The sequence below is a fragment of the Allocatelliglobosispora scoriae genome, assembly GCF_014204945.1.
GTDB classification, from domain to species: domain Bacteria; phylum Actinomycetota; class Actinomycetes; order Mycobacteriales; family Micromonosporaceae; genus Allocatelliglobosispora; species Allocatelliglobosispora scoriae.
Genome location: NZ_JACHMN010000002.1, coordinates 2,674,089 through 2,695,528, shown reverse-complemented (window position 1 = coordinate 2,695,528; position 21,440 = coordinate 2,674,089). Strand labels below are relative to the sequence as shown.

Genomic DNA, 21,440 nt, shown 5'->3' with positions numbered 1-21,440 from the left:
CGACGTGATCACGCTGCCGGGCGGGCGAGAGTCAGCCGCTGACCACGCCGTGACCGAAGAAGCCGAACTCGTACCCCGGTACGACGACGTCGGCGGGCCGCTCGAACCGCACCGGCAGCAGCGCCACGCTGGGCGGGACGGCGTCGCCGCGCCTCGTGCCCGTGCTCTGCAGCTCCAACTGGACGAAGATGCCGACATTGAGCTCGACGGGGGTCGGGAAGAAGTCCTCGAACTTCGCCTCGGCGAGGATCTCCAGCGGCCCGGTCCGGTCCAGGTCCAGCAACGCGACGGCCGAGCCGAGGTAGTCGAACTTCTCGGCGGGCTCCGGGTTGCGCGGGTCCGGTCGGCCACTGGACGGGGCACGCTGCTGGTAGCGCCACGACCCGGCGCCGGTCGGCCCCTGCGGCGTACCGGGGATGAGGAAGACGGCTCCCGCGTCCTCCGCCGACCCGGCACTCTGCTGGATCGCCCCGACCAGCAGATCGGGCAGCCCGTCGCCGGTGGCATCGCCGGTCGCGATGGCGGAGCCGAACCCGTCGCTGCTCGGGTCGGAGTCGGGGTTGCCGGGCAGGCCCGGGGTGTTCTGGGTGAGGATCCGCCAGCCGTCGACGGCGAGCCCGGTCGCCGAGCCGGGCAGGTAGACGACCTGCCCGACGGTGTGTCGCGGCAGGCCGAGCAGCAGGTCGTCGCGCCCGTCCTGGTTGAGGTCCGCCATCACGAGCAGGTCGATCTGCAAGGAGTCGGGTACGTCCAGCGCACCCTCGATCTTCGACGCGTGTGCCTGATCGGGGCCGGTCGCCGAGCCGGGGATGAGCACGACGAGCCCGTGCCGGTCATGCTCACCGGTGCCTCGGCGGAAACCGGTGACGGCGAGGTCGGCGTACCCGTCGCCGGTGTAGTCGCCGACGGCGATCGACTCGCCGAAGTAGTCGTCGACGAGCCCCGGCCAAGCGGGCACCGGCTGCTGGATCTCGACGGCTCCGGTCCTGGTCGGGCCGTCGGCCGACCCGCGCAGCACGGTGACGGAGCCGCGAACGGCGTCGGAGGGGTTGGGGTCGGTGCCGCCGTCGGTGAGGACCAGTTCGTCCCTGCCGTCGCCGTCCAGGTCGCCGGTGGCGAGCCTGCCCGCGTGCAGATCGGCGAGGACGTGCGGGTGCGCCGTGTCGAGACCGCCGGTGGTGCCGTCGAAGACGACGATGGCGTACTCGAAGGTGCCGGGCGCGGGCATCCGTTGAGCGGGGACGGCGAGGTCCTGTATCCCGTCGCCGTTGAAGTCGCCGGTGGTGAAGCCGTGGCCGACGCTGTAGCCGGGAACGGTGACGACCTGGTCCCGACCCGTCCTGGAGTAGTGCACGACCACTACCACGCCGAGCGTTCTGGGGCTGACCCCGCGGATCAGCTCGTCCCTGCCGTCACCGTCCACATCGAACCGTGCCGCGGCGCGGGTCACGGGCTGCGCAGCCGCCGCCGGCTGCTCGGCCCGCGCCACGGAAGCGGTGCTCGGCGCGGGCCGCGACGCGGTGCGCTGAGGCGGCGCGGTGGCGATCAGCGGACCGGGTCCTGTGGTGGCTGCGATGGCTGTGGTGGCCGTGGTGGTTGTGGCGGCTGGGAGCGGCGTTCCACCGGCGCTGGCGGCGGTCGCGACCGCGAGCAGGGGGAGAACTCCGAGAGCGGTGAGGCGTGTGCCCCGTCCGAGCTTCACACGCTTTCCTAACGACGAGAGGTCTGGGAAAGCCTGAGGCTAGCCGATTGCAGCGATCGCGGCGGCCGCTCCCTCGCTCCTGGTGATCACGCCTTCTTTGGGGAAGTAGGCGTGATCAAGGCCCTTGATCACGCCTACTTCCCCAAAGAAGGCGTGATCTTGCCCAGCGGCCCAGCGGCACGGCGCCGCGGCGATGCGGCGATGCGGCGATGCGGCGTAACGAGAATGCGCGGTGATCACGTCCTGGTCAGGGAAGTCGACGTGATCACCGCGCATTGCCGCGCGCCCGCGAAGCGCGCCGGGGGGAGTCGGAACCTGCGCGCTCGCGAGGCGCTCAGGGAGGGAGCTCAGTGATCCCGGTGGGTGATGAGGGTCGCCAGCGCCGCCAGCCCGGTCGTGTCGCCCGGGCAGACCTGCTCCAGCTCGGTGATCGCCTCGGTGAAGAGGCGGTCGGCCTCCTCCTGGCTCCACCGCCGCGCCCCGGCCAGGTCGACCAGGCTCGCCGCCAGCGCGAGATCGTTCGCGTTGAGCGGGCCTGACCGGCTGTAGATGTCCCGCAGCCGGGTGGCCCAGACGGTGCCGGAGGCGAGCGCCGCGACGACGGGGAGCGACTTCTTGCGGCTGCTGAGGTCCGAGTGGACCGGCTTGCCGGTGAGGGCGGGGTCGCCCCAGATGCCGAGCAGGTCGTCGATGTGCTGGAAGGCGAGGCCCAGGCGGTTGCCGAAGGCCTGCATCGCGGGGATCAGCTCCGGTTCGGCACCTCCGAAGAGGGCGCCGAGGGAGCAGGCGCTGCCGAGCAGGGCACCGGTCTTCTGTCCGGCCATGGTCGCGCATTCGGCGACGGTGACCTCGGCCCGCTGCTCGAACGCGAGGTCCTCGGCCTGCCCGGCGAGCAGGTCCTGCACGGTCCGGGAGAGGTTGCGCACGGCGGCCGGGCGGTCGGCGACGATGTCCATGGCGAGGCCGAGCAGCGCGTCCCCGGCGAGGATCGCCGAGTTGACGCCGAAGACCCGCCAGGCCGTGGGGCGGTGACGCCGGGTGGCGTCACCGTCCATCACGTCGTCGTGCAGCAGCGAGAAGTTGTGCACCAGCTCGACGGCGACCGCCGCCGGGACGGCTGCTGCGGGATCGCCGCCGGTCGCCTCGGCTGCGGCGAGGGCGAGGGCGGGCCGGATGGCCTTGCCCGCTCCCGCCGTGCACTCGCTGCCGTCGGGCTCCCACCAGCCGAGGTGGTAGCCCGAGATGAGCCGGATCGGTCCCGGCAGGGTGTCGACTGCGGCGCGCAGGGCCGGGTCGACGACGGCCCGGCTCGACGCGATCAGCGCGGGTCCGGTCCGCTCATCGGCCCGTTCGGCGACACCCGAGCTCATCAGTAATGTCCAATCTCGACGTTTTCCAGGATGCCGAGCGCGTCGGGGACCATCACCGCAACCGAGAAGTACGCGCTGACCAGGTAGGAGATGATCGCCTGCTCGCTGATGCCCATGAAGCGGACCGAGAGGCCGGGCTCGTACTCGTCGGGGAGGCCGATCTGGTGCAGGCCGATGACGCCCTGCTCCGTCTCGCCCATCCGCATCGCGAGGATGGAGGTCTCACCGGCCTTGCTGATCGGGATCTTGTTGCACGGGTAGATCGGGACGCCCCGCCAGGCTGGCACGTGGTGGCCGTTGGCCTCGGCACCGAGGGGGTAGAGCCCGCGGCGGTTGCACTCCCGGGCGAAGGCGGCGATCGCCTTCGGGTGGGCGAAGAGCGCGTGGGTGCTGCGGCGGCGGCTGAGCAGCTCGTCGAGGTCGTCGGGGGTGGGCGGGCCGGAGCGGGTGTGGATGCGCTGCTTGAGGTCGGCGTTGTGGAGCAGCCCGTACTCCTTGTTGTTGATCATCTCGTGTTCCTGGCGCTCGCGCAGCGCCTCGATGGTCAGCCGGACCTGCTGCTCCGTCTGGTTCATCGGGTGGTTGTAGAGGTCGGAGATGCGGCTGTGGATCCGCAGCACGGTCTGCGCGACGCTCAGCTCGTACTCCCGGGGGGCTAGCTCATAGTCGACGAAAGTGCCGGGCAGGTGCGGCTCGCCGATGTGGCCGGCGGCGACCTCGATCGGTGCCTCGCCGTGCTTGTTCTGCGGGATCGCCGCGCTCGCCCGGAAGCGGTCGAGGTGGGCCTGCAGTTCGGGCGCGCGGTCCAGGATCTCCTCGAGCTCCCGGCGGGGGAGGGTGAGGACGGTGCAGCCCGTGACGGCGGTGACGGTGAACTCCCAGATCCCCTCGGAGTCGATGAGGCTCTGCTCGCCGAGGTAGTCACCGTCGGCGAGGACGCCGAGGATGTGCTGCCCGCCATAGGCACCCTGGCCGAGCTTGTTGACCTTGCCGTGGGCGATGAGGTAGAGCTGGTCGGCGGCGTGTCCGAACTCGACGATCACCTGTCCCGGCTCGTACTCCTGCTGGACGAAGCGGTCGGCGAGTGCGGAGAGCACGCCGCCCTCGTCGTTGAACCCGCGCAGCGCGGGCACCTCGGCGAGCTCCATCGGCACGACGCGGACGGACGCGCCGACGCTGGTGAAGCTGACTCGGCCGTCGCCGACGGCGTAGCTCAGCCGCCGGTTGACCCGGTAGGCGCCGCCCTGGACCTGCACCCATGGGAGCACCCGCAGCAGCCAGCGCGACGAGATCTCCTGCATCTGCGGCACCGACTTCGTCGTCGTTGCCAGGTTGCGCGCCGCCGCCGTGCCGAGGCTCAGCCGTGCCTGCTCGGCCTCGGTCTCGACGGCCGGTTCCACAGATTCCGCGATGGACATTGCCCAACACCACCCATTCTCGGTAAGACGACTTGCCCTACTTGGTGGAAATTTCACCAGGTTTACGTTTCATTGCCAAGAAAAGCACTCTATAGAGTGGACTTTCCTTCTTATTCCTATGTGGAATATCACAGCAGACCGCATCGCTCGGCGAGCGCCAGGACGTCGGCGCGGATGAGCGCATTGGGTCGTTCCAGCAGGTCACGGATCGTGCTGCGGGCGTCGGTGTTGAAGCGCAGCTCCTCCGCGCACGCGATCTCCGCCTTGCCGAGCGCGAAGACCACCGCCTCCGGGCTGTCCTCGCCGGCGTGCGCGCGCGCCACGGTGATGTAGTGGCGCGCTCGCGCCGACCGCCCCGCGATCGCCTCCGCATCCACGGTCTCGGCGAGCCGCAGTGCGGGCCGCGTCCGGCCCAGGAGCAGGGTCAGCCGCACGACCTGGGCCTCCGTCTCCGGCCGCCGGGCCGCGAGTCGCGCTGTTCCCATGAGGTGTACGCCGGCCGCGTGATCGCCGTCCACAATGGCCCCCTCGGCGGCGGTCAGGTAGAGCCCGCCGAGCGCATCGCCCCCGGCTGCGTCGGACTCCGGTCGCCGGGCCCGCAGAGCCGTGACCGCGTCGAGGCAGAGGCGCTGCGCCTGAGCGGGATGGCGCAGCCGCAGCAGCGTCTCGGCGAAGCCGCGGATGGACTCGGCCTCCCCGAGCGGTTCACCGTGCCGGCGGGCGGCGGCGACGGCCCGCTCGGCGGCGAGCAGCGAGAGCGGCAGCTCGTCGAGGTGGCGGAGCACCTCCGCCGCGAGCCGGTAGGCCCCCGCCGCCAGCTCGTCGCCGGGCACCTCGATGAGGATCGGCGGGAGCTGCCGCAGCGCCTCATAGTAGGGGCGCTCGGACCCCGTCCACGCTGCCGTGGCCGAGTCGAGTGCCCGGCGGTCCTGGTCCGCCGCGGTGACCGGCAGGGGCGCGGGTGCGTAGAGCAGGTCGCGGAGCGGCCCCACTCGGGTGTCGGGCGGCGGCAGCGGTGCCGCCTGCGGCAGGGCGCTGCCGAGGAAGCCGCCGATGTCGCCGACGCGGAGAACGCGGGCCAGGGCGAGCAGGACGGAGAGCCGGTCCACCGAACGCTCCTCCCGCTCGACCTGGCGTATCCATTCGGAGCTGCGGCCGATGAGGCCGCCGAGAGTTTGTCGCGAGAGCCCGCGCCGCCGACGGGCCAGCTCTATTCGTCGGCCTAGGGGTAGGTCAACGACCACAACGCACCTCCGGGCAAATCGCCACAAAAGCGGCGATAGCCCCCATCGTAGGGACCGCGGGCCCGGATGTACATAGCGCTACGTCATGCCTCCGACCTGCGTCAGCATGGTGTGAAACGACTCAGGCCCGATGCTCAGACCTCGGCTGAACGGGTATTCAAGTTGGTATATAACGAGGATGACCAATGCCAGCATTCCGCCTACGGTCGCCATCATCAGTCCGTTGGGGAAGTTGGGCCGCATCCCGAAGAGGTAGAGGAAGGCGACGCTGATCAGCCCGCCGCCGATCAGGATCGGCCAGAGCAGCGCGAGCATGCCCTTGTCGGCGACGGTGATCCTCGTCCGCCGGGCGTCCGCCGCGTCGGCGATCCGCCCCGCGACCTGCTCATAGGCCGCCTCCTCGCGATCGCCGACCGGCGTGAGCGACTCGACGTGGCTGCGCAGGTCCGCGAAGGCGGCCTCGGCGGCCGGGCTCGACGTGTGGTGCTGCTTCATCGCGGCCCACTCCGAGTCGATCACCTCGTGGACGTAGCGCGTGATCAGCATCCGCACGGCCGACTGGGCCGGCTCCGGCAACCCGCGCGCCGACCAGTAGGCCTCCGTCATGTCGGCGGCCTCCCGTTCGGTGGTCTGGCTCGCCTCGGTGTGCGGCTCCCAGACGGCGATGGCCGCGATCGCGATCAGGATCGCGTAGACCATGCCGATCGTGGCGTAGAGCGCGCCCGCGGCATCGGCGTCCGCGAGCAGCCATCGCTCCGGCACGTACTTGGTGACCAGCAGGAAACCGATCGTGGAGAGGGCGGCGGCGCCGAGCACCACGACCATCCACCCCATGAGTCCGGTCATCGAAATCCTCCTATGTGGATGTTCAGCGGCGGCGGATCCGGACCGCTCCCCGCCCCGCCGCGATGATCGCCGGAATCAGCGCCGCGGTGAGGAAGGTCAGCGTCACCGGCAACTTCGGCGACGGCTTGGGCAGCGGTCGAAAGGCTGGAGGAGGGGTGGACTTCTCCAGGCGTACCGGTGAGGGGGTGGGTTTCGGTGAGGGGCTGGGTGCGGGCGGGTCGGCGCGCGGGGGCAGCGGCGCGGGCGCCGGGGCCGGTGAGCGCGACGGGCTCGGCGACGGGGACGGGCTGGGTGGCGGCGGTGGGGGAGGCGGCGGTGGCGGAGAAGCGGGCAGGCACCTCGCGGCGTCGGAGTTGACCGGGAAGAAGCCGATGTCGGTCCAGGTCACGGCGGTCGGATTGCTCAGCGGTATGTGGTAGAGGCGGCCGGTCTGGTTGAGCAGCGCGTGCAGCACCCCGTTGTCGATCGCGACCGCGCCATAGGTCCCGTGCCACACCGAACTCGGCAGCGGTGTCGTGGTGACCGCGCCGCTGCCCGGATCCACCCTGGTCAGCTTGGCCGTCCCACCCGAGCCGTCGACGCCGTAGAGGTCGCCGTCGCCGGGGTTGCGGTCCCAGTCGCCGAGCGACGGGTTGGATTGGAGCTGCACCCTGCGGGTGACCGAGAGGTAGCCCGGTGCCTGCGGGTCCACCTCCACGACGAAGAGGTCATAGGTGCGGCGCAGGTACCAGCTGTGGCCCGCGACCGTGCCGACATAGGCGCTCTGCAGCCCCTGCGGTGCCGGGCCGCGGTTGACGAGGTGGCCCGACGGATCGACCGTGACGATCCGGCTGCCCGAGATTCCGTAGAAGAGTCCCTGGTCACGGGCGTATCCGAGGGCGTTGACGAGCCCCGGCAGGTGCGCGACGGTGGAACGCGACCCGCCGTCGACCTTGATGAAGGCGGTCCCGCGGACCAGGTAGTAGTCGCCCGAGCAGCTCGCTGCGGCCACCGCTGAGGTCGGCCCGACGGCGAGACCGGCGAGCATCAGGAATACCAGACCGGTGCCCATGAGCGATGGTAGGAGTACGAAGGTGTGCCTGCGTGCAAGTCCATGAGGGGCCAACTTTGATTGGATCGCCGGTCGGCCGATCTGGGAGCTGCTTGATTAATAGAGTCCTACTTGCCAATGTGTGCGCATGCGCCAGTGGGAGGACGACTACGCCGAGTTCGTCACGGCCTCGGCGTGGGCGCTGCGCAGGCAGGCCTACGAGAGGTGCGGGGACTGGGAGCTCGCCGAGCGGATCGTCCAGCGCACCCTCGTCCGCCTCTACCGGCACTGGCCGCAGATCGGCATCGAGCCGCCGGAGGCGTACACCCAGCGGACCTTGCTCTTCGCTCTTCGACGCCACCACCGGGCCGCACCGCCCGAGGAGCTGGAGCCGCCGCTGGGCGTCGCGTCCGACGAGCTGATCGTGGCCGGCCGGCGGCTGCGGCGGCGCACCAGGATCATCGGCGCGACGATGTCGGTGGTCCTCACCATGACCATCGGCTGGGCGCTGCTGCTGCTGCGACCGGGTGGCGGGGGCGGTGTCGTGCCGCCCGTCCCCGGCTGCATGGACGGCGCTCCGGCACCCACCGCCATCGCGGAGCCGAGCCTGCCGATCCTCGCCGATTACGGCCTCGACCGGCTCGCCGTGCTCGACCTGCCGCTGCCGCAGCCGGTGCCGCTGCCGACGATCGCCGCGGAGAAGGTCTCCTGCGCGATCGCCGAGCGCTTCCTGACCCTCGTCAACCCGGTCGGCCTGCAGCGGGTCAACCTCGGGCTCGCCGACAAGGGCGACGCGCGGCCGCTCGCCGCGCTGCCGGACCCCGAGGTCGCACCGGGTGCGATGACGGTGAGCGTCCGGACCTTCAACGGCAACTGGATCGGCACGATCACCATCACCATCGCGCCCTCGACCCGGCTGCCCGACCGCGACCACTGCGATCGGCTGTCGTTCTGCAAGCTCAGCAGCCTGGGCAATCGGGGCGAGGTGATGGAGCAGTACGGCCTGCGCGAGATGCCGGCCACCACGGCGGCCGGATTCCTCATGGGCGCCGACGCCGAGCTGTGGTCGGTGGTCGTCTACACCGGATACACGATGATCTCGGTCAACATCACCAACACGCCCGACGTACGCGGAGCCCTGCCGGCGACGCGGCCCCGGGCACCGCTCGGCGCGCAGACCACGCTGCTGGCGCTCGACCCCCGGCTCGCGCTCTTCGACCCGGTGGACCCGTCGCCGCCACCGACGAGCGATCCGCCACCGCTGCTGACCAGGGCGCCGTCACCCAGCCTCACTTCGACGGCGGCGCCTTCGTTATCGCGCTGACGAAGTGGGCCAGCTTCTCCTCGGTGAGGTGCTGGGCCAGGTCGGCCTCGCTGATCATGCCGATCAGCATGTGCTCCTCGATCACCGGTACGCGACGGATCTTGTTCTTCTCCATCAGCGCGAGGACCTCGTCCTCGTCGGCGTCGGCCGAGACGTAGATCGCCTTGCCCTGGGCCAGGTCGCCGGCGGTCATCTTGGACGGGTCGTGGCCTGCGGCGATGCACTTGATCACGATGTCGCGGTCGGTCAGGATGCCCTTGAGCTTGTTGTCCTCGCCGCAGATCGGCAGCGAGCCCACCTGCTTGTCGCGCATGATCTGCGCCGCGCGGTCGAGGCTCTCGTGCATGGGCACGCACTCGGCACCCAGGTGCATCATGTCACGTGCGGTAGTCATGGTCATTCCCTTCGTCGCGGGCCTTTCCCTCTCGCCCATCATGTCCGCCCGCTCGCTCCCAGCCGGCCAAAACATGAAAACCGCTCCGTCGGGCCCGGGGCCACCCCTCGTCACGTTTTGCAGCAAAGCGTGGTGTAGGTCGCGATCTACACCACGCTTTGCTGCAAAACGTGACGGGAGGCCGCGGCGTGCTCGGGGGCGATGCCGCGCAGGGTGAGCAGGCTCGCGAGGAGTCCGGCGAAGATGACGAGTACGCCGACCGCGATCGCCGTCGCGCTCGGCAGCACGATGCGGATCGTCCCCGTCGGATCGAGATCGCCGAAGCCCGCGCTGCCCCACTGGCCCAGCGCCAGGGCCGTGCCGACCGCACCCGCGGCGATCAGGCCCAGTCCCGTCAGCAGGCACCGCTCGAAGCGCAGCGCCTTCACCCAGCGCTGCAGCCGCACACCCCGGGTGATCCCCTCATGCCGACCGTAGAGCTGCGCCAGCCCGCCGAAGAGGACGAGCTGCGCACCGACGAGGATCGCCAGGCAGGCGTAGACGAGCGTGTTGATGTCGGTGCGCACGGCACCGAGCCGGACCGGACCCGGCACCAGGGCCACCGCCCCGGCCAGCCCCAGGAGCAGCAGGAACAGTCCGGGCCAGACCACGATGCGCTGGGGTGCGAAGACGAGCAGGAAGCGCAGGTGCCGCCAGCCGTCGCGCCACGTACGCAGGTGCGGCGGACGGCTCCTGCCGTCGGGGCGCAGCGTCGTCGGCACCTCGACCAGGTCGTAGCCGTTGAGCGACGCCCGCACGACCATCTCGGACGCGAACTCCATCCCCGGCATGCACAGGTGCAGCTCCCGGAGCCGATCGGTCCGGAAGCCCCGCATGCCGCAGTGGAAGTCGCGCACGTCGCGCAGACCGAAGAGCACCCGGCCCAGCCAGGAGAGGACGGGGTTGCCGAGGTACCGGTGCAGCGCCGGCATGGCACCGGGGGCGATGCCGCCGCGGAACCGGTTGCCCATCACGACGTCGTGCCCCGCTCGCAGCTCGGTGATGAAGGGGCCGAGGTTGCCCAGGTCGTAGGAGTCGTCCGCATCCGCCATGATCACGTATCGGCCCCGGGCGTGCTCGACGCCGTTGAGCAGTGCGCCGCCATAGCCGGGGATCGGCGCGTGCACCACCCGGGCCCCGGCCGCCACGGCGATCGCCTGCGAGCCGTCGGTCGAGCCGTTGTCGCTGACGAGTACCTCACCCCGGACGCCGAGCTCGGCGAGGCTGCCCAGCGCCTTTCGTACGCAGACCTCCAGCGTCTCGGCCTCGTTGAGACAGGGCAGCAGGACGGTGACTTCGATCTGGTCATCCATGCAGCGATTCCGATCCGGCGGGTTGTGCGGCCCGTGACACCTGTGCGGGCACGGCTCGACTGGTGAGGAAGCGCGTGGCGAGGGCGGCGCCCATGGCGATCAGCGGCAGGGCCGGCAGGGCGTAACGGACCTCGAACATGCTGGTGGCGACCGAGGTGATGATGAGGACGAGACCGGCCGTTCCGAAGAGCAGCGCCTCGCGGCTGCCCCGGCGGCGGCCGATCACGGTGGCGACGACGATCCAGACCAGCGCCATCCCGGCGAGCGGGCCGTAGGCGAGCTGGCTGCGGCCGTAACCGGTCAGCGCAGTGCTCGCGACGGTGGCGTGCCCGGGCAGCTGCGCCGGTCGGTCGGCCGGGTTCGCCGTCGGCGGGTAGTACGGCGGTGCGCAGCCGACACCGGCCCGGATCGCGGGGAGCCAGCGCTGGTCGTGGCAGGTGTTCGCGGGATCCTGCGGGCGCCAGACCGGGGCGAAGTGCCAGAGGGTCTCCCGGAGCACCATGGCGGCGTACCCGGCTGGTTGGTTTGTGATCACCTGGCGGGCGAACGAGCCGAGCGTGCCGTCGTCCGCGACGCCGGGGTAGAAGCGGCGGGCCGGGCTGTCCGGCGACCAGACATAGGAGTCGATGCGGGTGGGGCGCTGGGTCGGGTCGTCGGGCGTGCAGAGGCGGCGTTCGGGTTCGGGCAGGGTGAGGCGCTCGCAGTCGGCGATCGTCATCACCCGGGCATAGAGGAAGCGGCCCTGATACTCGCCGAATGCGTAGACGCCGCGCTCGTGGTGGTACCAGGCGAGGTATCCGGCGAGCGGGATCGCGAGCGCCGCCCCGTAGGCGAGCAGTGGACGCCAGCCGAGCCGCCGCAGTCCCAGCAGCAGGTAAGCGCCGCCGACCAGGCAGATCGGCAGCCCCACGCTGCGGGTCAGCGCCGCCAGGGCGAGCAGCAGTCCGGCGCTCGCCGCGGCGAGGACGCGACCGCGACGGGCCAGCGTCACGGCGATCAGCCCGGCGGCGAGCAGCGCGGTGAAGAGCGTCTCGGCGAGCACGAAGTGCTCCAGGATCAGCTCGCTCGGGCCGATGAGCAGCGGTGCGACGCCGAGCGCGGCGATCCACGGCCGGACGCAGCGCCGGATCAGGTAGGCGTAGATCCCGACGGCGAGCGCCAGCGCCAGCAGGTGCTGGGCGGCTGCGACGTGGATCAGGTCACCGGGCACGAAAGGCTTGAGGAACGCCGAGTAGCCGAAGGGCCGGATCGGGCTCGGCGTCCAGGTCATCGACTCCATGACGTAGCCGCGCGAGTCGGGGAAGAAGAAGGCGTGGGGGTAGGCCAGGTGCGCCGCGACCCGCAGCGCCACACCGGCGGCGAGCAGCACCGCCATCACTGCATGCCGGTGTGCGAGGGCGCGGATCTGGCCAAGCTTCACCCGAACAGTGTCCGAGGATAATTAACTCAGCAGAGGGCAATTACGAAAGTTGCCGTAAATCGTTTGTTAGGGGCAGCTCGGTGAGAGGATGACTCATATTCCGGACAAAGTGGAGCTCCGGGGATAGGGGGATGAGATGTCTGACGCCGCAACCGGCAGGCAGGCGGGCAAGTGGTGGTGGGTCTTTCTCATCACCGGGGTGCTGTGGCTGATCCTGTCGCTGATCATCTTGCGTTTCAACGCGGCCTCCATCGCGACCGTCGCGACGCTCTTCGGCTGCGTCGCCATCGCGGCGGGCGTCAACGAGTTCGTCATCGCCTCGGTGACCACCTCGTGGCGCTGGCTGCACATCGCGCTCGGCGTGCTCTTCGTCATCACCGGCGTGATCTGCCTCTTCAACCCGGGCAACACGTTCTGGGCGCTCGCCTCGCTGATGGGCTGGTTCCTGCTCTTCAAGGGCACCTTCGACATCGTCACCTCGGTGCTGACGCGCAAGGTCAACGAGCTGTGGTGGCTCGGCCTGATCGCCGGCATCCTCGAGATCATGATCGCCTTCTGGGCGGCCGGCGGGTTCGGCCGCAAGGCGATCCTGCTGCTGGTCTGGGCATCGGTGGCGGCGATGTTCCGCGGCATCACGGAGATCGTCACGGCGTTCCGCCTCCGCTCGGAGTCGAAGGACGGCGAGGACCTGGTCGAGAAGGCCGCCCAGTCCGTCCGCACGCCCCCACGCCGCACCACCCCCCGCCCGGCCTGACCGCGCGGCCGTCCGACCGACTTAATTCGCGTTGATCAAGGGAAGACTCACCATCCCGGGTGTCCGATATGCGGCGAGTCTTCCCTTGATCAACGCGAATTTTAGGTCAGGCGTGGGTGATCGCCGTCAGGACGAATGCGGCTATCTCCGCCTCGTAGCGGAAGTGGGCGTAGCGGCCTGCCGGGCCGGTGTGGGCACCGGCGCCCAGCTCGGTGCGCAGGTAGAGGGGGGCGTCGCTCGGCTTCGCCCTCGCGCGGAGGCGGGCCACCCACTTCGCCGGTTCGTGGACCATCACGCGGGGGTCGTGCAGGGCCGCGGTCACCAGCAGCGCCGGTCGCGGCCCGTCGGGCTCGTTCTCATAGGGGGAGTACGCCCAGAGCCACGCGAACTCGTCCGGCCTCCTCGGGTCGCCCCACTCCTCCCACTCGTTGACGGTGAGCGGGATGTCCGGATCGAGCATCGAGGTCACCACGTCGACGAACGGCACCTCGGCGACGATCGCAGCCCACCGATCCGGTCGACGGTTGACGATGACGCCCTGGAGCAGCCCGCCCGCCGAGAGCCCGCGCGACGCGATCCGGGCCCCGTCGGCGATGCCGGTCTCGGCGAGCCAGTCGGCGACCGCGATGTGATCGGTGAAGGTGTTGGCCTTGGCGGCGAGGTGCCCGTCGAGCCACCATCCGCGCCCGTTCTCGCCGCCGCCGCGCGGATGCGTCAGCGCGTAGACGACACCCCGGTCGAGCAGGCTCGGGAGCAGCTCGTCGAAGGCCGGATCGTCGCAGGACTCATAGGCGCCGTAGCCCCAGAGCAGCGCCGGAGCCGTACCGTCGTGCGGGGTGGCCGCATGCCAGGCGAGCGTGACCGGGACCTGCGTGCCGTCGGGTGCGGTCGCGTGCCGGCGCTCGGTCCGATAGCCGGCCGGGTCGTACCCGATGACCTCGGTGCGCTTGAGCAGCGTCCGCCCGCCGGTCGCGAGGTCGACGGACCACCAGCTCGGCGGCTCGATCAGCGACTCGACCCGGATCGTGACGGCCGTGTCCGCGCAGTCGAAGTGCGGCAGCAGCGTGACCGTCCCGGCCGCGATCCCGGCGTCGATCTCCAGCGCCGTGCCGCTGTGCCGGTCCACGGCCCGCAGCAGCGGAAAGCCGTCCCGCCGCAGCTCCACCAGGACGAAGCCGCGCAGCGGATGGCACCGGATCACCCGCTCGCCGTCCCCCGATAACACCAACTCTTCAAGAGTTGCGCCGGAGGTGCTGGCCGGGCCGAGGGGGGCTGCGGTGTCCGGGGCGGCCGGCCCTGATCGCCGCAACTCTTGAAGAGTTGGTGCCATCACGAGGGAGACCGCGAACTCGGGGGTGGTGGCGTTGGTCGTGATCAGCAGCCGGCCGTCGGCGTGCTCGACGCGGGCCTCGACGCCGTCGACCCGGGGGAGCGCCAGGATCGGGTCCGCCGCGGCATCCGACGTGGGTACGAGGTGGTGCTCGGTCGTCGTACGGCTGCGCGCCTCGATCACGATCCACTCGCCGTCGCGGGTCGCCGCCACCGTGAGCTCGAAACGGGCGTCGTCCTCCTGCCGGACCAGCACATCGGCGGCGACCGGCGTGCCGATCGTGTGCCGCCACACCTGGTAGGGCCGGAAGAGCCGGTCGTGAACCGTGTAGAAGAACGTCCGCGAGTCGGCGCTCCAGGCACCCGTGTAGTAGGTGCGGGGCAGCTCCTCCGGCAGATCGTGGAGCGTCGACAGGTCCCGGAACCGCAGCCGGTAGACCTCGTCGCCGGTCGTGTCCACCGAGTAGGCGAGCAGCGTGTTGTCCGGGCTCGGCTCGCGTACGCCGATAGCCGCATAACCCTCCGAACCGGCCAGCTCCGCCTCGTCGAGGACGACGTCGGTGATGACATCCCCTGAGTCGCTGTGGTTACGTCTCCGCAAGAACTGGCCGTACTCACTTCCGGTAACGGTCCTGGTGTAGTAGAAAACTGAACCATGCCGCCAACTGACTGAGTCATCAGTCGGGAGGAGGCGTTGCTCCACCTCGTGGAACAGTTCGTCCCGGAGGCGTTCCCGCCCGACCGCCGCTGCGTCGTAGTATTCGCGCTCCGCGCGGAGGTACGCGAGCAGGCGCGGATCGGTGTGGTCGCGCATCCACCCGTACTCGTCGTCCCATCGGCGTCCATGCAGTTCGCGCTGCGTGATCTCCACCGGGGCGACGGGTGGGGCGCTAGCGGAGTAGTCATGATCGTGCGGCATGGACGGGAACCCTACCGGCCGGGTCCGCCGACACCAAGGGAGAGCAGATGAGCAGCACCCCTCCTGCCAAGCTGACTGGTCAGTCAAACAGCATGGTCAAACGCCTGGCGGCGGTGGTCGCCGTGGCGATGGCCGCGCTCGGTGCGCTGGCGCTGCCCGCCCAGGCCGAACCGACGCCGTCGGGTGAACCGGCCAAGAAGACCTTCATCGTCGGGATCAAGCAGGACATCGACTCGCTCAACCCCTATGTCGGTGTCGTCGCGGCGGCCTTCGAGTCCTACCAGCTCAACTACGACGCGCTCACCTTCAGCAGCGACAACGACTTCTCCCCGGTGCCGGGGCTCGCCGAGAGCTGGGACACCTCCGCGGACGGCAAGACCTGGACCTACCACCTGCGCAAGGGTGTGAAGTGGTCGGACGGTAGGGACCTCACCGCCGAGGATGTCGTCTACACCTTCAACCGGGTCATCAACGGTGAGACGGAGAACGGCCAGTACGGCAACTACCTGACGAAAGCCACGAAGGTCTCCAAGACCGACGACAACACCGTCGTCATCACCACCTCCGAGCCGACGCCGATCATGCTGCGCCTCGCCATCCCGATCCTGCCCAAGCACATCTGGGAGAAGGTCGACGCGAAGGCGGTCGCCACCTTCCCCAACGACACGAAGGTCGTCGGCTCGGGACCCTTCATCCTGAGCAAGGCGAGCAAGGGCGTGGAGTACCGCTTCGCCGCCAACAAGTCCTACTGGGCGGGCGCGCCGAAGTTCGACGAGCTGATCTTCCGGGTCTTCGCCGACGACGAGCCGATGAAGCAGGCGCTGGTCAAGGGCGAGATCGACATGGCTGAGGACCTCAGCTCCGCGGTCTTCGAGTCGCTCAAGGGCGTCGACGGCGTGACCGTCAACGACGCCACCTACTACGGCTTCTCGGAGCTGGGCTACAACCTCGGCGCGCAGACCGTCGACGGCAAGAAGATCGGCGACGGCCACCCCGCCCTCACCGACAAGCAGGTCCGGATCGCCATCGACACCGCGATCGACCGCAAGGTGCTCGTCGACAAGGTGCTGCGCGGCCACGGCACGGCGGCCACGGGTGTCATCCCGCCGATCTACAGCCAGTTCCACTGGAACCCGGGCTCCGCCGAGCGCGCCTTCGACCTCGCCAAGGCCAACTCGCTGCTCGACGCGGCCGGTTGGGCGAAGGGTTCCGACGGCATCCGGGCCAAGAACGGCAAGCAGCTCAAGCTGCGCTTCTTCGCCCGCGACAGCTCGGAGAACTCGAAGCAGGACGCCGAATACATCCGCGAGTGGCTCAAGGAGATCGGCATCGAGGTGAACGTCTCGATCATGAGCGAGGACAACCTCACCACGGTCCTCGGCAAGGGCGAGTTCGACCTCTTCGACTGGGGCTGGGTCGTCGAGCCCGACCCCGACTTCCAGCTCTCCGTGATGACCTGCGACCAGCGCTCGACGATCGACAAGGGCAACATCTCGGCCGGCTGGTCGGACAGCTTCTACTGCAACCCGGAGTTCGACAAGCTCTACGACGAGCAGAAGACGATCATCGACCCGATCGCCCGCGCCGAGGTCGTCAAGAAGGCGCAGAAGCTGCTCTACGACGATGTCGCCTACTCGATGCTCTACTACTACAACCAGTTCGAGGCATACCGGTCGGACCGGTTCACCGGGTTCCGCCCGCAGCCCTCGGCCGGCGGCCTGCTCGCGTTCCAGTTCGGCACGTGGAGTTACCGCAACATCGAGCCCGCGACCGGTGGCGACGACGCGAGCGACGGCCTGGATGTCCTGGTGACGATCGCGATCGTCGGCGGCGTGCTGCTCCTCGCGGGTGGCGTGTTCGTCGTGATCTTCATGCGGCGCAAGCGGGGCACCTCGCTGGACGACGTGGAATGAGAGGCACCAAGGCTGCGAGGAGCGTCGCCGCGAAGATCGGGATGGCGCTCGGCACGCTCCTCTTCGCCGTCGTCGTCAACTTCTTCCTCTTCCGGATGCTCCCGGGCGACCCGGCGAAGGCGTTCGCCCCGCGGGGGCGCAACTCCGACCCGGGTGCGCTGCGGGAGATCCGGGAGCGGATGGGGCTCGACGAGTCGCTCTGGGTCCAGTTCGGCAAGTATGTGAAATCGCTGGTCCAGGGCGACCTCGGTGTCTCGTGGAGCCAGCATGCCCCGGTCACCGAGGTCATCGCGGGCCGGATCTGGCCGACCGTGCTGCTCTCCGGCACATCGCTGCTGCTCGCGGCGGGGATCGGCTTCTGGCTCGGCGCACGGCAGGGGTGGCGGCGCGGCAGCCGGTTCGACAAGATCACGTCGAGTACGGCGCTCAGCCTCTACTCCGTACCCGAATGGCTGCTGGGGTTGGTCCTGCTCGTCGTGCTCGCCAAGGCCGACTTCGTGCCCGCCGACGGCGGCATGTCGAGCAGCCGGACCGAGCTGCCCTACTGGATCGATCTGCTGCGGCACATGGCACTGCCGGTCCTGGTGCTGACGGTCGTCTACATCGCCGAATACTCGATGATCATGCGGTCGTCCATTCTGGACGAGCGGCACGCCGACTACCTCACCACCGCGCGGGCCAAGGGGCTGCGGGACGCCCTGGTGCTGCGGCGGCACGCGCTGCCCAACGCGCTGCTGCCGTCGATGACGCTCTTCTTCCTCAGCCTCGGCTTCGTCATCTCCGGCGCGATCACCGTGGAGACGGTCTTCTCCTGGCCCGGCCTCGGGCGGCTCACCTATGACGCGCTGCGCGGGCCGGACGTGCCGCTGCTCCAGGGCCTCTTCCTCGTCTTCTCGGCCGGAGTGATCCTGATGAACCTCGTCGCCGACCTGCTCGTGCCCATCCTCGACCCGAGGGTGGGCCGCTCATGAGGGCTTTTCTCAAGGACCGCGAAGGGCTCACCGGCCTGATCATCCTGGTCTTCTTCGGCCTCGTCGCGATCTTCGCGCCGCTGCTCGCCGACCCCGACGGGCTCAGCGTCACCAAGGCGACCGGACCGCAGACCGGGGCGCCGTCGCTGGATTACCTCTTCGGCACCGACAACCGGGGCCGCTCGCTGCTGACCCTGGTCATCCACGGCGCGCAGACCACGCTGCTCGTCGGTCTCGCCGCGACGGTCGTGTCGATGCTGCTCGGCACGCTGATCGGCATCTGCGCCGGGCACTTCGGCGGCTTCACCGGCGGCGCGCTCAACCGGCTCACCGAGTGGTTCCTGATCATCCCCTACCTCCCGCTCGCGATCGTCCTGGCCACGGTCTTTCCACCCCAGGTCCCGCGCCTGGTCGCGGTCATCGTCGTCATCGGCGTCACGTCGTGGTCCAGCACGGCCAGATTGGTACGCGCACAGGCGCTCGCCATCTCCGCCCGCCCCTATCTCGAACGGTCGCGAGCGCTGGGCGCCGGGCACTGGCACCAGATGACCCGGCACGTCCTGCCCAACGTGATGCCGCTGGTCCTCGCGAACACGACCCTCACCGTCTCGATCGCGATCATCGCCGAGACGACGCTCTCGTTCCTCGGCCTCGGCGATCCGCTGCGGGTCTCGTGGGGCCGCATCCTCGACGACGCCTACTCCGGCGGCGTGATCAGCGCCGGTGCGTGGTGGTGGGTGGCGTTCCCGGGCCTCGCCGTGGTGCTCGTCGTCCGCGCCTTCAACATGTGCGGCCGGGCGCTGGAACGGGTTCTCGACCCTCGCGGGGAGTTGTCATGACGCTGCTGGAGATCAAGGATCTGCACGTCACCTACCGGGCGCGGGGAACGGACCTGCCCGCGGTGCGGGGAGTCAGCCTCACCGTGGCGGCGGGGCAGACCGTGGGGATCGCGGGGGAGTCCGGCTGCGGGAAGTCGACGCTGGCCACCTCCGTGCTGCGGCTGCTGCCCGCGTCGACCCGGATCAGCGGGGAGATCCTGCTGGGCGGGGAGGACGTGCAGGGCATGACCTTCGGGCGGCTGCGCGCCGTCCGGTGGCAGGGCGCCTCGATCGTCTTCCAGGGCGCGATGCACGCGATGAACCCCGTCCGGACCGTCGGGCAGCAGATCGCCGAGCCGATCATGCTGCACACGCCTGCTGTCCGCCGCGACGAGGCGCTTCGGCGGGCATCGGAGCTGCTCGAACAGGTGGGGGTGCCGGGGGCGCGGCGGTCGGCGTACCCCCATGAACTGTCCGGGGGACAGCGCCAGCGCGTGATGATCGCGATGGCCCTGGCGTGCGGACCCGATCTGATCATCGCGGACGAGCCCACGACGGCGCTGGACGTGATGGTGCAGGCGCAGGTGATGGCGCTGCTCGCGGAGCTCGTCCGCGAGCGCGGCGTGGGCCTGCTCCTGATCAGCCACGACCTCTCCGTGCTCGCGGCGTCGTGTGACACGGTCGCCGTCATGTACGCCGGCCGCATCGTCGAGACGGGACCCGGCCACCGCCTCTTCGCCGACGCGGCGCACCCCTATGCGAAGGCGCTCGCCGGAGCCTTCCCCGTGATCGGCGACCCGGCGTCGCGGCTCGCCCCCCGGGGACTGCCGGGTGACCCGCCCGACCCGCGTGAGCTGCCCGGCGGCTGCCCGTTCCACCCGCGCTGCGCGGTGGCGCTGCCGGAGTGCGCGACCGAGGACATCGCGCTGCGGGCGGTCGGCCCCGATCGCCGTGCCGCCTGCGTCCACGTGCCGCTGATTCTCGGAGGAGGGGCATGAACCCGGTGCTGGAAGCGCGCAACCTGCACGTCCGCTTCGGTGCCGTGCGCGCTGTCGACGGAGTCGACCTCGCCCTCGGCCGGGGCGAGATCCTGGCGCTCGTCGGCGAGTCCGGCAGCGGCAAGACGACGCTGGCCAGGGCGCTGCTCGGGCTCGCGCGGCCCGTCGAGGGGCAGGTCATGTCTGACGGCAAGCCGCTCTCCTACGCCGGGCGGGACCTCAAGGCCTTCCGGCGCCGGGCGCAGCTCGTGCTGCAGGACCCGGCCGGGGCGCTCAACCCGCGCCGGACCGTCTACCAGGCGGTGGCCGAGGGATTGCAGATCCACCGGGTGCCCGGCGATCATCGTGCGCTCGTCGCCGAGGCGCTCTCGCTCGCCGGACTGCGCCCGGCTGAGCGGTTCTTCGACAGGTATCCGCACGAGCTCTCCGGCGGGCAGCGCCAGCGCGTCGTCATCGCCGGTGCGCTGGTGCTCAAGCCGGAGATGATCATCGCGGACGAGCCGGTCTCGTCGCTGGACGCGTCCGTCCGGGGCGAGATCCTGGCGCTGCTGCTCTCGCTGCGCGACGAGCTGGGGCTCTCGGTGCTCGTGGTGACCCATGATCTCGGGCTGGCCTGGAACATCGCGGATCGGATCGCGGTCATGTACCTCGGCCGCATCGTCGAGTCCGGCCTGACCGAGGAGGTGCTCGCCGCGCCTCGGCACCCCTACACGGCTGCGCTGCTCTCGGTGCTGCCGGAGTCGGGACGGCCTGCGGTGATCCTGCGTGGGGAGGCGCCGGATCCGTCACGGATCCCGAGCGGGTGCCGCTTCCATCCGCGGTGCCCTGCGCTCGCGGACGGCACTGCCGCTCGCGCGGGGGTGGCGGACCGATGCGCCACGGCGACGCTGCCGATGCTGTCACCGCACGGCGAGCACGCGGCGGCGTGCCTGCTCGCGTCGGCTGCGGCAGGTCAGGGCAGCGCGTAGGCGTCGCTGACCACGGCAGTCCCCCCAGGTCGGCGGCACTCGATCCGCAGCCGCACGTAGAAGGCGTCCGTGACATTCGCCGTGATGCTCGACGACGCTCCGACGGCCGCCTGAACCGCTGCCTTCTCGCCCTCGAACGGGGCGCCCGGCAGCCGATCGGCGGCGTCGGGGAAGACGGTGAGCTGGATCAGCTGGTTGATCGGCGGTTTGTCCTGGTAACCGATGAGGGTCACGCCGACCTTTGTCGAGCCGCGCGGCAGCTCGTAGCTGACCTCGACCATCATGTCGCCGGTGTTGTTGGAGGGACAGCGGACCGCGAACGCGTGCTCGAATCCGGGCTGCCCGGCCAGGGACTTCGGCACCGCGACGATCCGTTCGCGCCCGATGGCGGCCCGCAGATCGCTGAGGTAGGTGCGGCCGTCGGTCGGCGCGGACGCAGCTGCGGATGTCCCCGTCGGCGTGGTCGAGTTCACCGGCGCGGCCGCCTGGGAGACCGTTCCGCTCGGCACCGATGAGGGCTCCGGCCGCGGTGGGAAGAGCAGCGGCCAGACCTGGCCGATGGTGCCGATGACGGTCGCGACTCCGACGACGACGCCACCGGCGATGCGCCACCGGGCAGATCGGGACTTCGCGGCCTGCTCAAGCGGTTGACTGGACACAGTGCTCCTGC

Annotated in this window: 19 protein-coding genes; 7 read left to right on the top strand and 12 right to left on the bottom strand. The window is 70.2% G+C overall.

Annotated features, from left to right (window positions below; translation table 11 throughout):
- Positions 1 to 31: 31 nt before the first annotated feature.
- The 7 genes from F4553_RS17660 to F4553_RS17630 all read right to left on the bottom strand — a co-directional run bounded on the left by F4553_RS17660 (position 32) and on the right by F4553_RS17630 (position 7,631).
- Positions 32 to 1,702, bottom strand: a complete 1,671-nt coding sequence (locus tag F4553_RS17660; protein WP_184837412.1) for a VCBS repeat-containing protein — start codon at positions 1,700 to 1,702, stop codon at positions 32 to 34.
- A 39-nt stretch (positions 1,703 to 1,741) separates the two neighbouring features.
- The gene (locus F4553_RS17655; protein ID WP_184837410.1) at positions 1,742 to 1,978 is read right to left on the bottom strand and encodes a hypothetical protein; all 237 of its coding nucleotides are present in this window, start codon (positions 1,976 to 1,978) and stop codon (positions 1,742 to 1,744) included.
- Positions 1,979 to 2,049: 71 nt separating this feature from the next.
- Positions 2,050 to 3,072 carry a family 2 encapsulin nanocompartment cargo protein polyprenyl transferase gene (locus F4553_RS17650; protein ID WP_184837408.1) on the bottom strand — a complete coding sequence of 341 codons (1,023 nt, stop codon included), beginning with the start codon at positions 3,070 to 3,072 and terminating at the stop codon, positions 2,050 to 2,052.
- Entirely contained in the window at positions 3,072 to 4,490 is a 1,419-nt protein-coding gene (locus F4553_RS17645) for a family 2B encapsulin nanocompartment shell protein (protein WP_184837406.1), read from the bottom strand. The genes F4553_RS17650 and F4553_RS17645 overlap by 1 nt, the downstream gene beginning before the upstream one ends.
- 128 nt (positions 4,491 to 4,618) lie before the next feature.
- Positions 4,619 to 5,734: a helix-turn-helix domain-containing protein gene (locus F4553_RS17640; RefSeq protein ID WP_184837404.1), complete on the bottom strand. Its 1,116-nt coding sequence runs from the start codon at positions 5,732 to 5,734 to the stop codon at positions 4,619 to 4,621.
- 78 nt (positions 5,735 to 5,812) lie between these two features.
- Entirely contained in the window at positions 5,813 to 6,580 is a 768-nt protein-coding gene (locus F4553_RS17635) for a bestrophin-like domain (RefSeq protein WP_184837402.1), read from the bottom strand.
- Between the two features lie 22 nt (positions 6,581 to 6,602).
- Positions 6,603 to 7,631, bottom strand: coding sequence for a DUF6923 family protein (locus F4553_RS17630; protein WP_184841287.1), 1,029 nt, complete (start codon positions 7,629 to 7,631; stop codon positions 6,603 to 6,605).
- A gap of 127 nt (positions 7,632 to 7,758) precedes the next feature.
- On the opposite strand from F4553_RS17630, the gene F4553_RS17625 reads away from it, so the two are divergent.
- On the top strand, positions 7,759 to 8,934 hold the full coding sequence (locus tag F4553_RS17625) for an RNA polymerase sigma factor (protein ID WP_184837400.1): 1,176 nt from the start codon (positions 7,759 to 7,761) through the stop codon (positions 8,932 to 8,934).
- On the opposite strand, the gene F4553_RS17620 is transcribed toward F4553_RS17625, so the two are convergent.
- From F4553_RS17620 to F4553_RS17610, 3 genes are all read right to left on the bottom strand, one after another.
- Positions 8,900 to 9,328: a CBS domain-containing protein gene (locus F4553_RS17620; RefSeq protein ID WP_184837398.1), complete on the bottom strand. Its 429-nt coding sequence runs from the start codon at positions 9,326 to 9,328 to the stop codon at positions 8,900 to 8,902. The genes F4553_RS17625 and F4553_RS17620 overlap by 35 nt on opposite strands.
- Before the next feature lie 146 nt (positions 9,329 to 9,474).
- Positions 9,475 to 10,680, bottom strand: coding sequence for a glycosyltransferase family 2 protein (locus F4553_RS17615; RefSeq protein WP_184837396.1), 1,206 nt, complete (start codon positions 10,678 to 10,680; stop codon positions 9,475 to 9,477).
- Positions 10,673 to 12,100, bottom strand: a complete 1,428-nt coding sequence (locus tag F4553_RS17610; RefSeq protein WP_184837394.1) for a hypothetical protein — start codon at positions 12,098 to 12,100, stop codon at positions 10,673 to 10,675. The genes F4553_RS17615 and F4553_RS17610 overlap by 8 nt, the downstream gene beginning before the upstream one ends.
- 136 nt (positions 12,101 to 12,236) lie before the next feature.
- On the opposite strand from F4553_RS17610, the gene F4553_RS17605 reads away from it, so the two are divergent.
- Positions 12,237 to 12,854 (top strand): HdeD family acid-resistance protein, encoded by a 618-nt coding sequence (locus tag F4553_RS17605; protein ID WP_184837392.1) that lies wholly within the window; start codon positions 12,237 to 12,239, stop codon positions 12,852 to 12,854.
- Between the two features lie 106 nt (positions 12,855 to 12,960).
- Here the strand turns inward: F4553_RS17605 and F4553_RS17600 are convergent, their stop codons facing one another.
- Positions 12,961 to 15,102, bottom strand: coding sequence for a S9 family peptidase (locus tag F4553_RS17600; RefSeq protein ID WP_184837390.1), 2,142 nt, complete (start codon positions 15,100 to 15,102; stop codon positions 12,961 to 12,963).
- A gap of 92 nt (positions 15,103 to 15,194) precedes the next feature.
- Between F4553_RS17600 and F4553_RS17595 the strand changes: the two genes are divergently transcribed.
- From F4553_RS17595 to F4553_RS17575, 5 genes are read left to right on the top strand one after another with little or no spacing between them, the layout of a single operon-like run.
- Positions 15,195 to 17,015, top strand: a complete 1,821-nt coding sequence (locus tag F4553_RS17595; protein ID WP_184837388.1) for an ABC transporter substrate-binding protein — start codon at positions 15,195 to 15,197, stop codon at positions 17,013 to 17,015.
- Positions 17,012 to 17,986 (top strand): ABC transporter permease, encoded by a 975-nt coding sequence (locus tag F4553_RS17590; RefSeq protein ID WP_184837387.1) that lies wholly within the window; start codon positions 17,012 to 17,014, stop codon positions 17,984 to 17,986. Before F4553_RS17595 ends, F4553_RS17590 begins: the two co-directional genes overlap by 4 nt.
- Entirely contained in the window at positions 17,983 to 18,825 is an 843-nt protein-coding gene (locus F4553_RS17585) for an ABC transporter permease (RefSeq protein WP_184837385.1), read from the top strand. The genes F4553_RS17590 and F4553_RS17585 overlap by 4 nt, the downstream gene beginning before the upstream one ends.
- A complete protein-coding gene (locus F4553_RS17580) occupies positions 18,822 to 19,802 on the top strand; it encodes an ABC transporter ATP-binding protein (protein WP_184837383.1) in 981 nt (326 codons plus the stop codon). Before F4553_RS17585 ends, F4553_RS17580 begins: the two co-directional genes overlap by 4 nt.
- A complete protein-coding gene (locus tag F4553_RS17575) occupies positions 19,799 to 20,770 on the top strand; it encodes an ABC transporter ATP-binding protein (protein WP_184837381.1) in 972 nt (323 codons plus the stop codon). Before F4553_RS17580 ends, F4553_RS17575 begins: the two co-directional genes overlap by 4 nt.
- Here the strand turns inward: F4553_RS17575 and F4553_RS17570 are convergent.
- Complete coding sequence (locus F4553_RS17570; RefSeq protein WP_184837379.1) at positions 20,755 to 21,429, bottom strand: hypothetical protein; 675 nt, start codon at positions 21,427 to 21,429, stop codon at positions 20,755 to 20,757. The genes F4553_RS17575 and F4553_RS17570 overlap by 16 nt on opposite strands.
- Positions 21,430 to 21,440 lie beyond the last annotated feature (11 nt).

Excerpts from the sequence above, each read along its gene's own strand:
- F4553_RS17645 (WP_184837406.1), bottom strand. The coding sequence starts at position 4,490 with ATGTCCATCGCGGAATCTGTGGAACCGGCCGTCGAGACCGAGGCCGAG.
- F4553_RS17630 (WP_184841287.1), bottom strand. The coding sequence starts at position 7,631 with ATGGGCACCGGTCTGGTATTCCTGATGCTCGCCGGTCTCGCCGTCGGG.
- F4553_RS17625 (WP_184837400.1), top strand. The coding sequence starts at position 7,759 with ATGCGCCAGTGGGAGGACGACTACGCCGAGTTCGTCACGGCCTCGGCG.
- F4553_RS17575 (WP_184837381.1), top strand. The coding sequence starts at position 19,799 with ATGAACCCGGTGCTGGAAGCGCGCAACCTGCACGTCCGCTTCGGTGCC.
- F4553_RS17590 (WP_184837387.1), top strand. The coding sequence starts at position 17,012 with ATGAGAGGCACCAAGGCTGCGAGGAGCGTCGCCGCGAAGATCGGGATG.
- F4553_RS17655 (WP_184837410.1), bottom strand. The coding sequence starts at position 1,978 with ATGCGCGGTGATCACGTCGACTTCCCTGACCAGGACGTGATCACCGCG.
- F4553_RS17595 (WP_184837388.1), top strand. The coding sequence starts at position 15,195 with ATGGTCAAACGCCTGGCGGCGGTGGTCGCCGTGGCGATGGCCGCGCTC.
- F4553_RS17615 (WP_184837396.1), bottom strand. The coding sequence starts at position 10,680 with ATGGATGACCAGATCGAAGTCACCGTCCTGCTGCCCTGTCTCAACGAG.
- F4553_RS17580 (WP_184837383.1), top strand. The coding sequence starts at position 18,822 with ATGACGCTGCTGGAGATCAAGGATCTGCACGTCACCTACCGGGCGCGG.
- F4553_RS17635 (WP_184837402.1), bottom strand. The coding sequence starts at position 6,580 with ATGACCGGACTCATGGGGTGGATGGTCGTGGTGCTCGGCGCCGCCGCC.
- F4553_RS17600 (WP_184837390.1), bottom strand. The coding sequence starts at position 15,102 with ATGCCGCACGATCATGACTACTCCGCTAGCGCCCCACCCGTCGCCCCG.
- F4553_RS17585 (WP_184837385.1), top strand. The coding sequence starts at position 17,983 with ATGAGGGCTTTTCTCAAGGACCGCGAAGGGCTCACCGGCCTGATCATC.
- F4553_RS17605 (WP_184837392.1), top strand. The coding sequence starts at position 12,237 with ATGTCTGACGCCGCAACCGGCAGGCAGGCGGGCAAGTGGTGGTGGGTC.
- F4553_RS17620 (WP_184837398.1), bottom strand. The coding sequence starts at position 9,328 with ATGACTACCGCACGTGACATGATGCACCTGGGTGCCGAGTGCGTGCCC.
- F4553_RS17650 (WP_184837408.1), bottom strand. The coding sequence starts at position 3,072 with ATGAGCTCGGGTGTCGCCGAACGGGCCGATGAGCGGACCGGACCCGCG.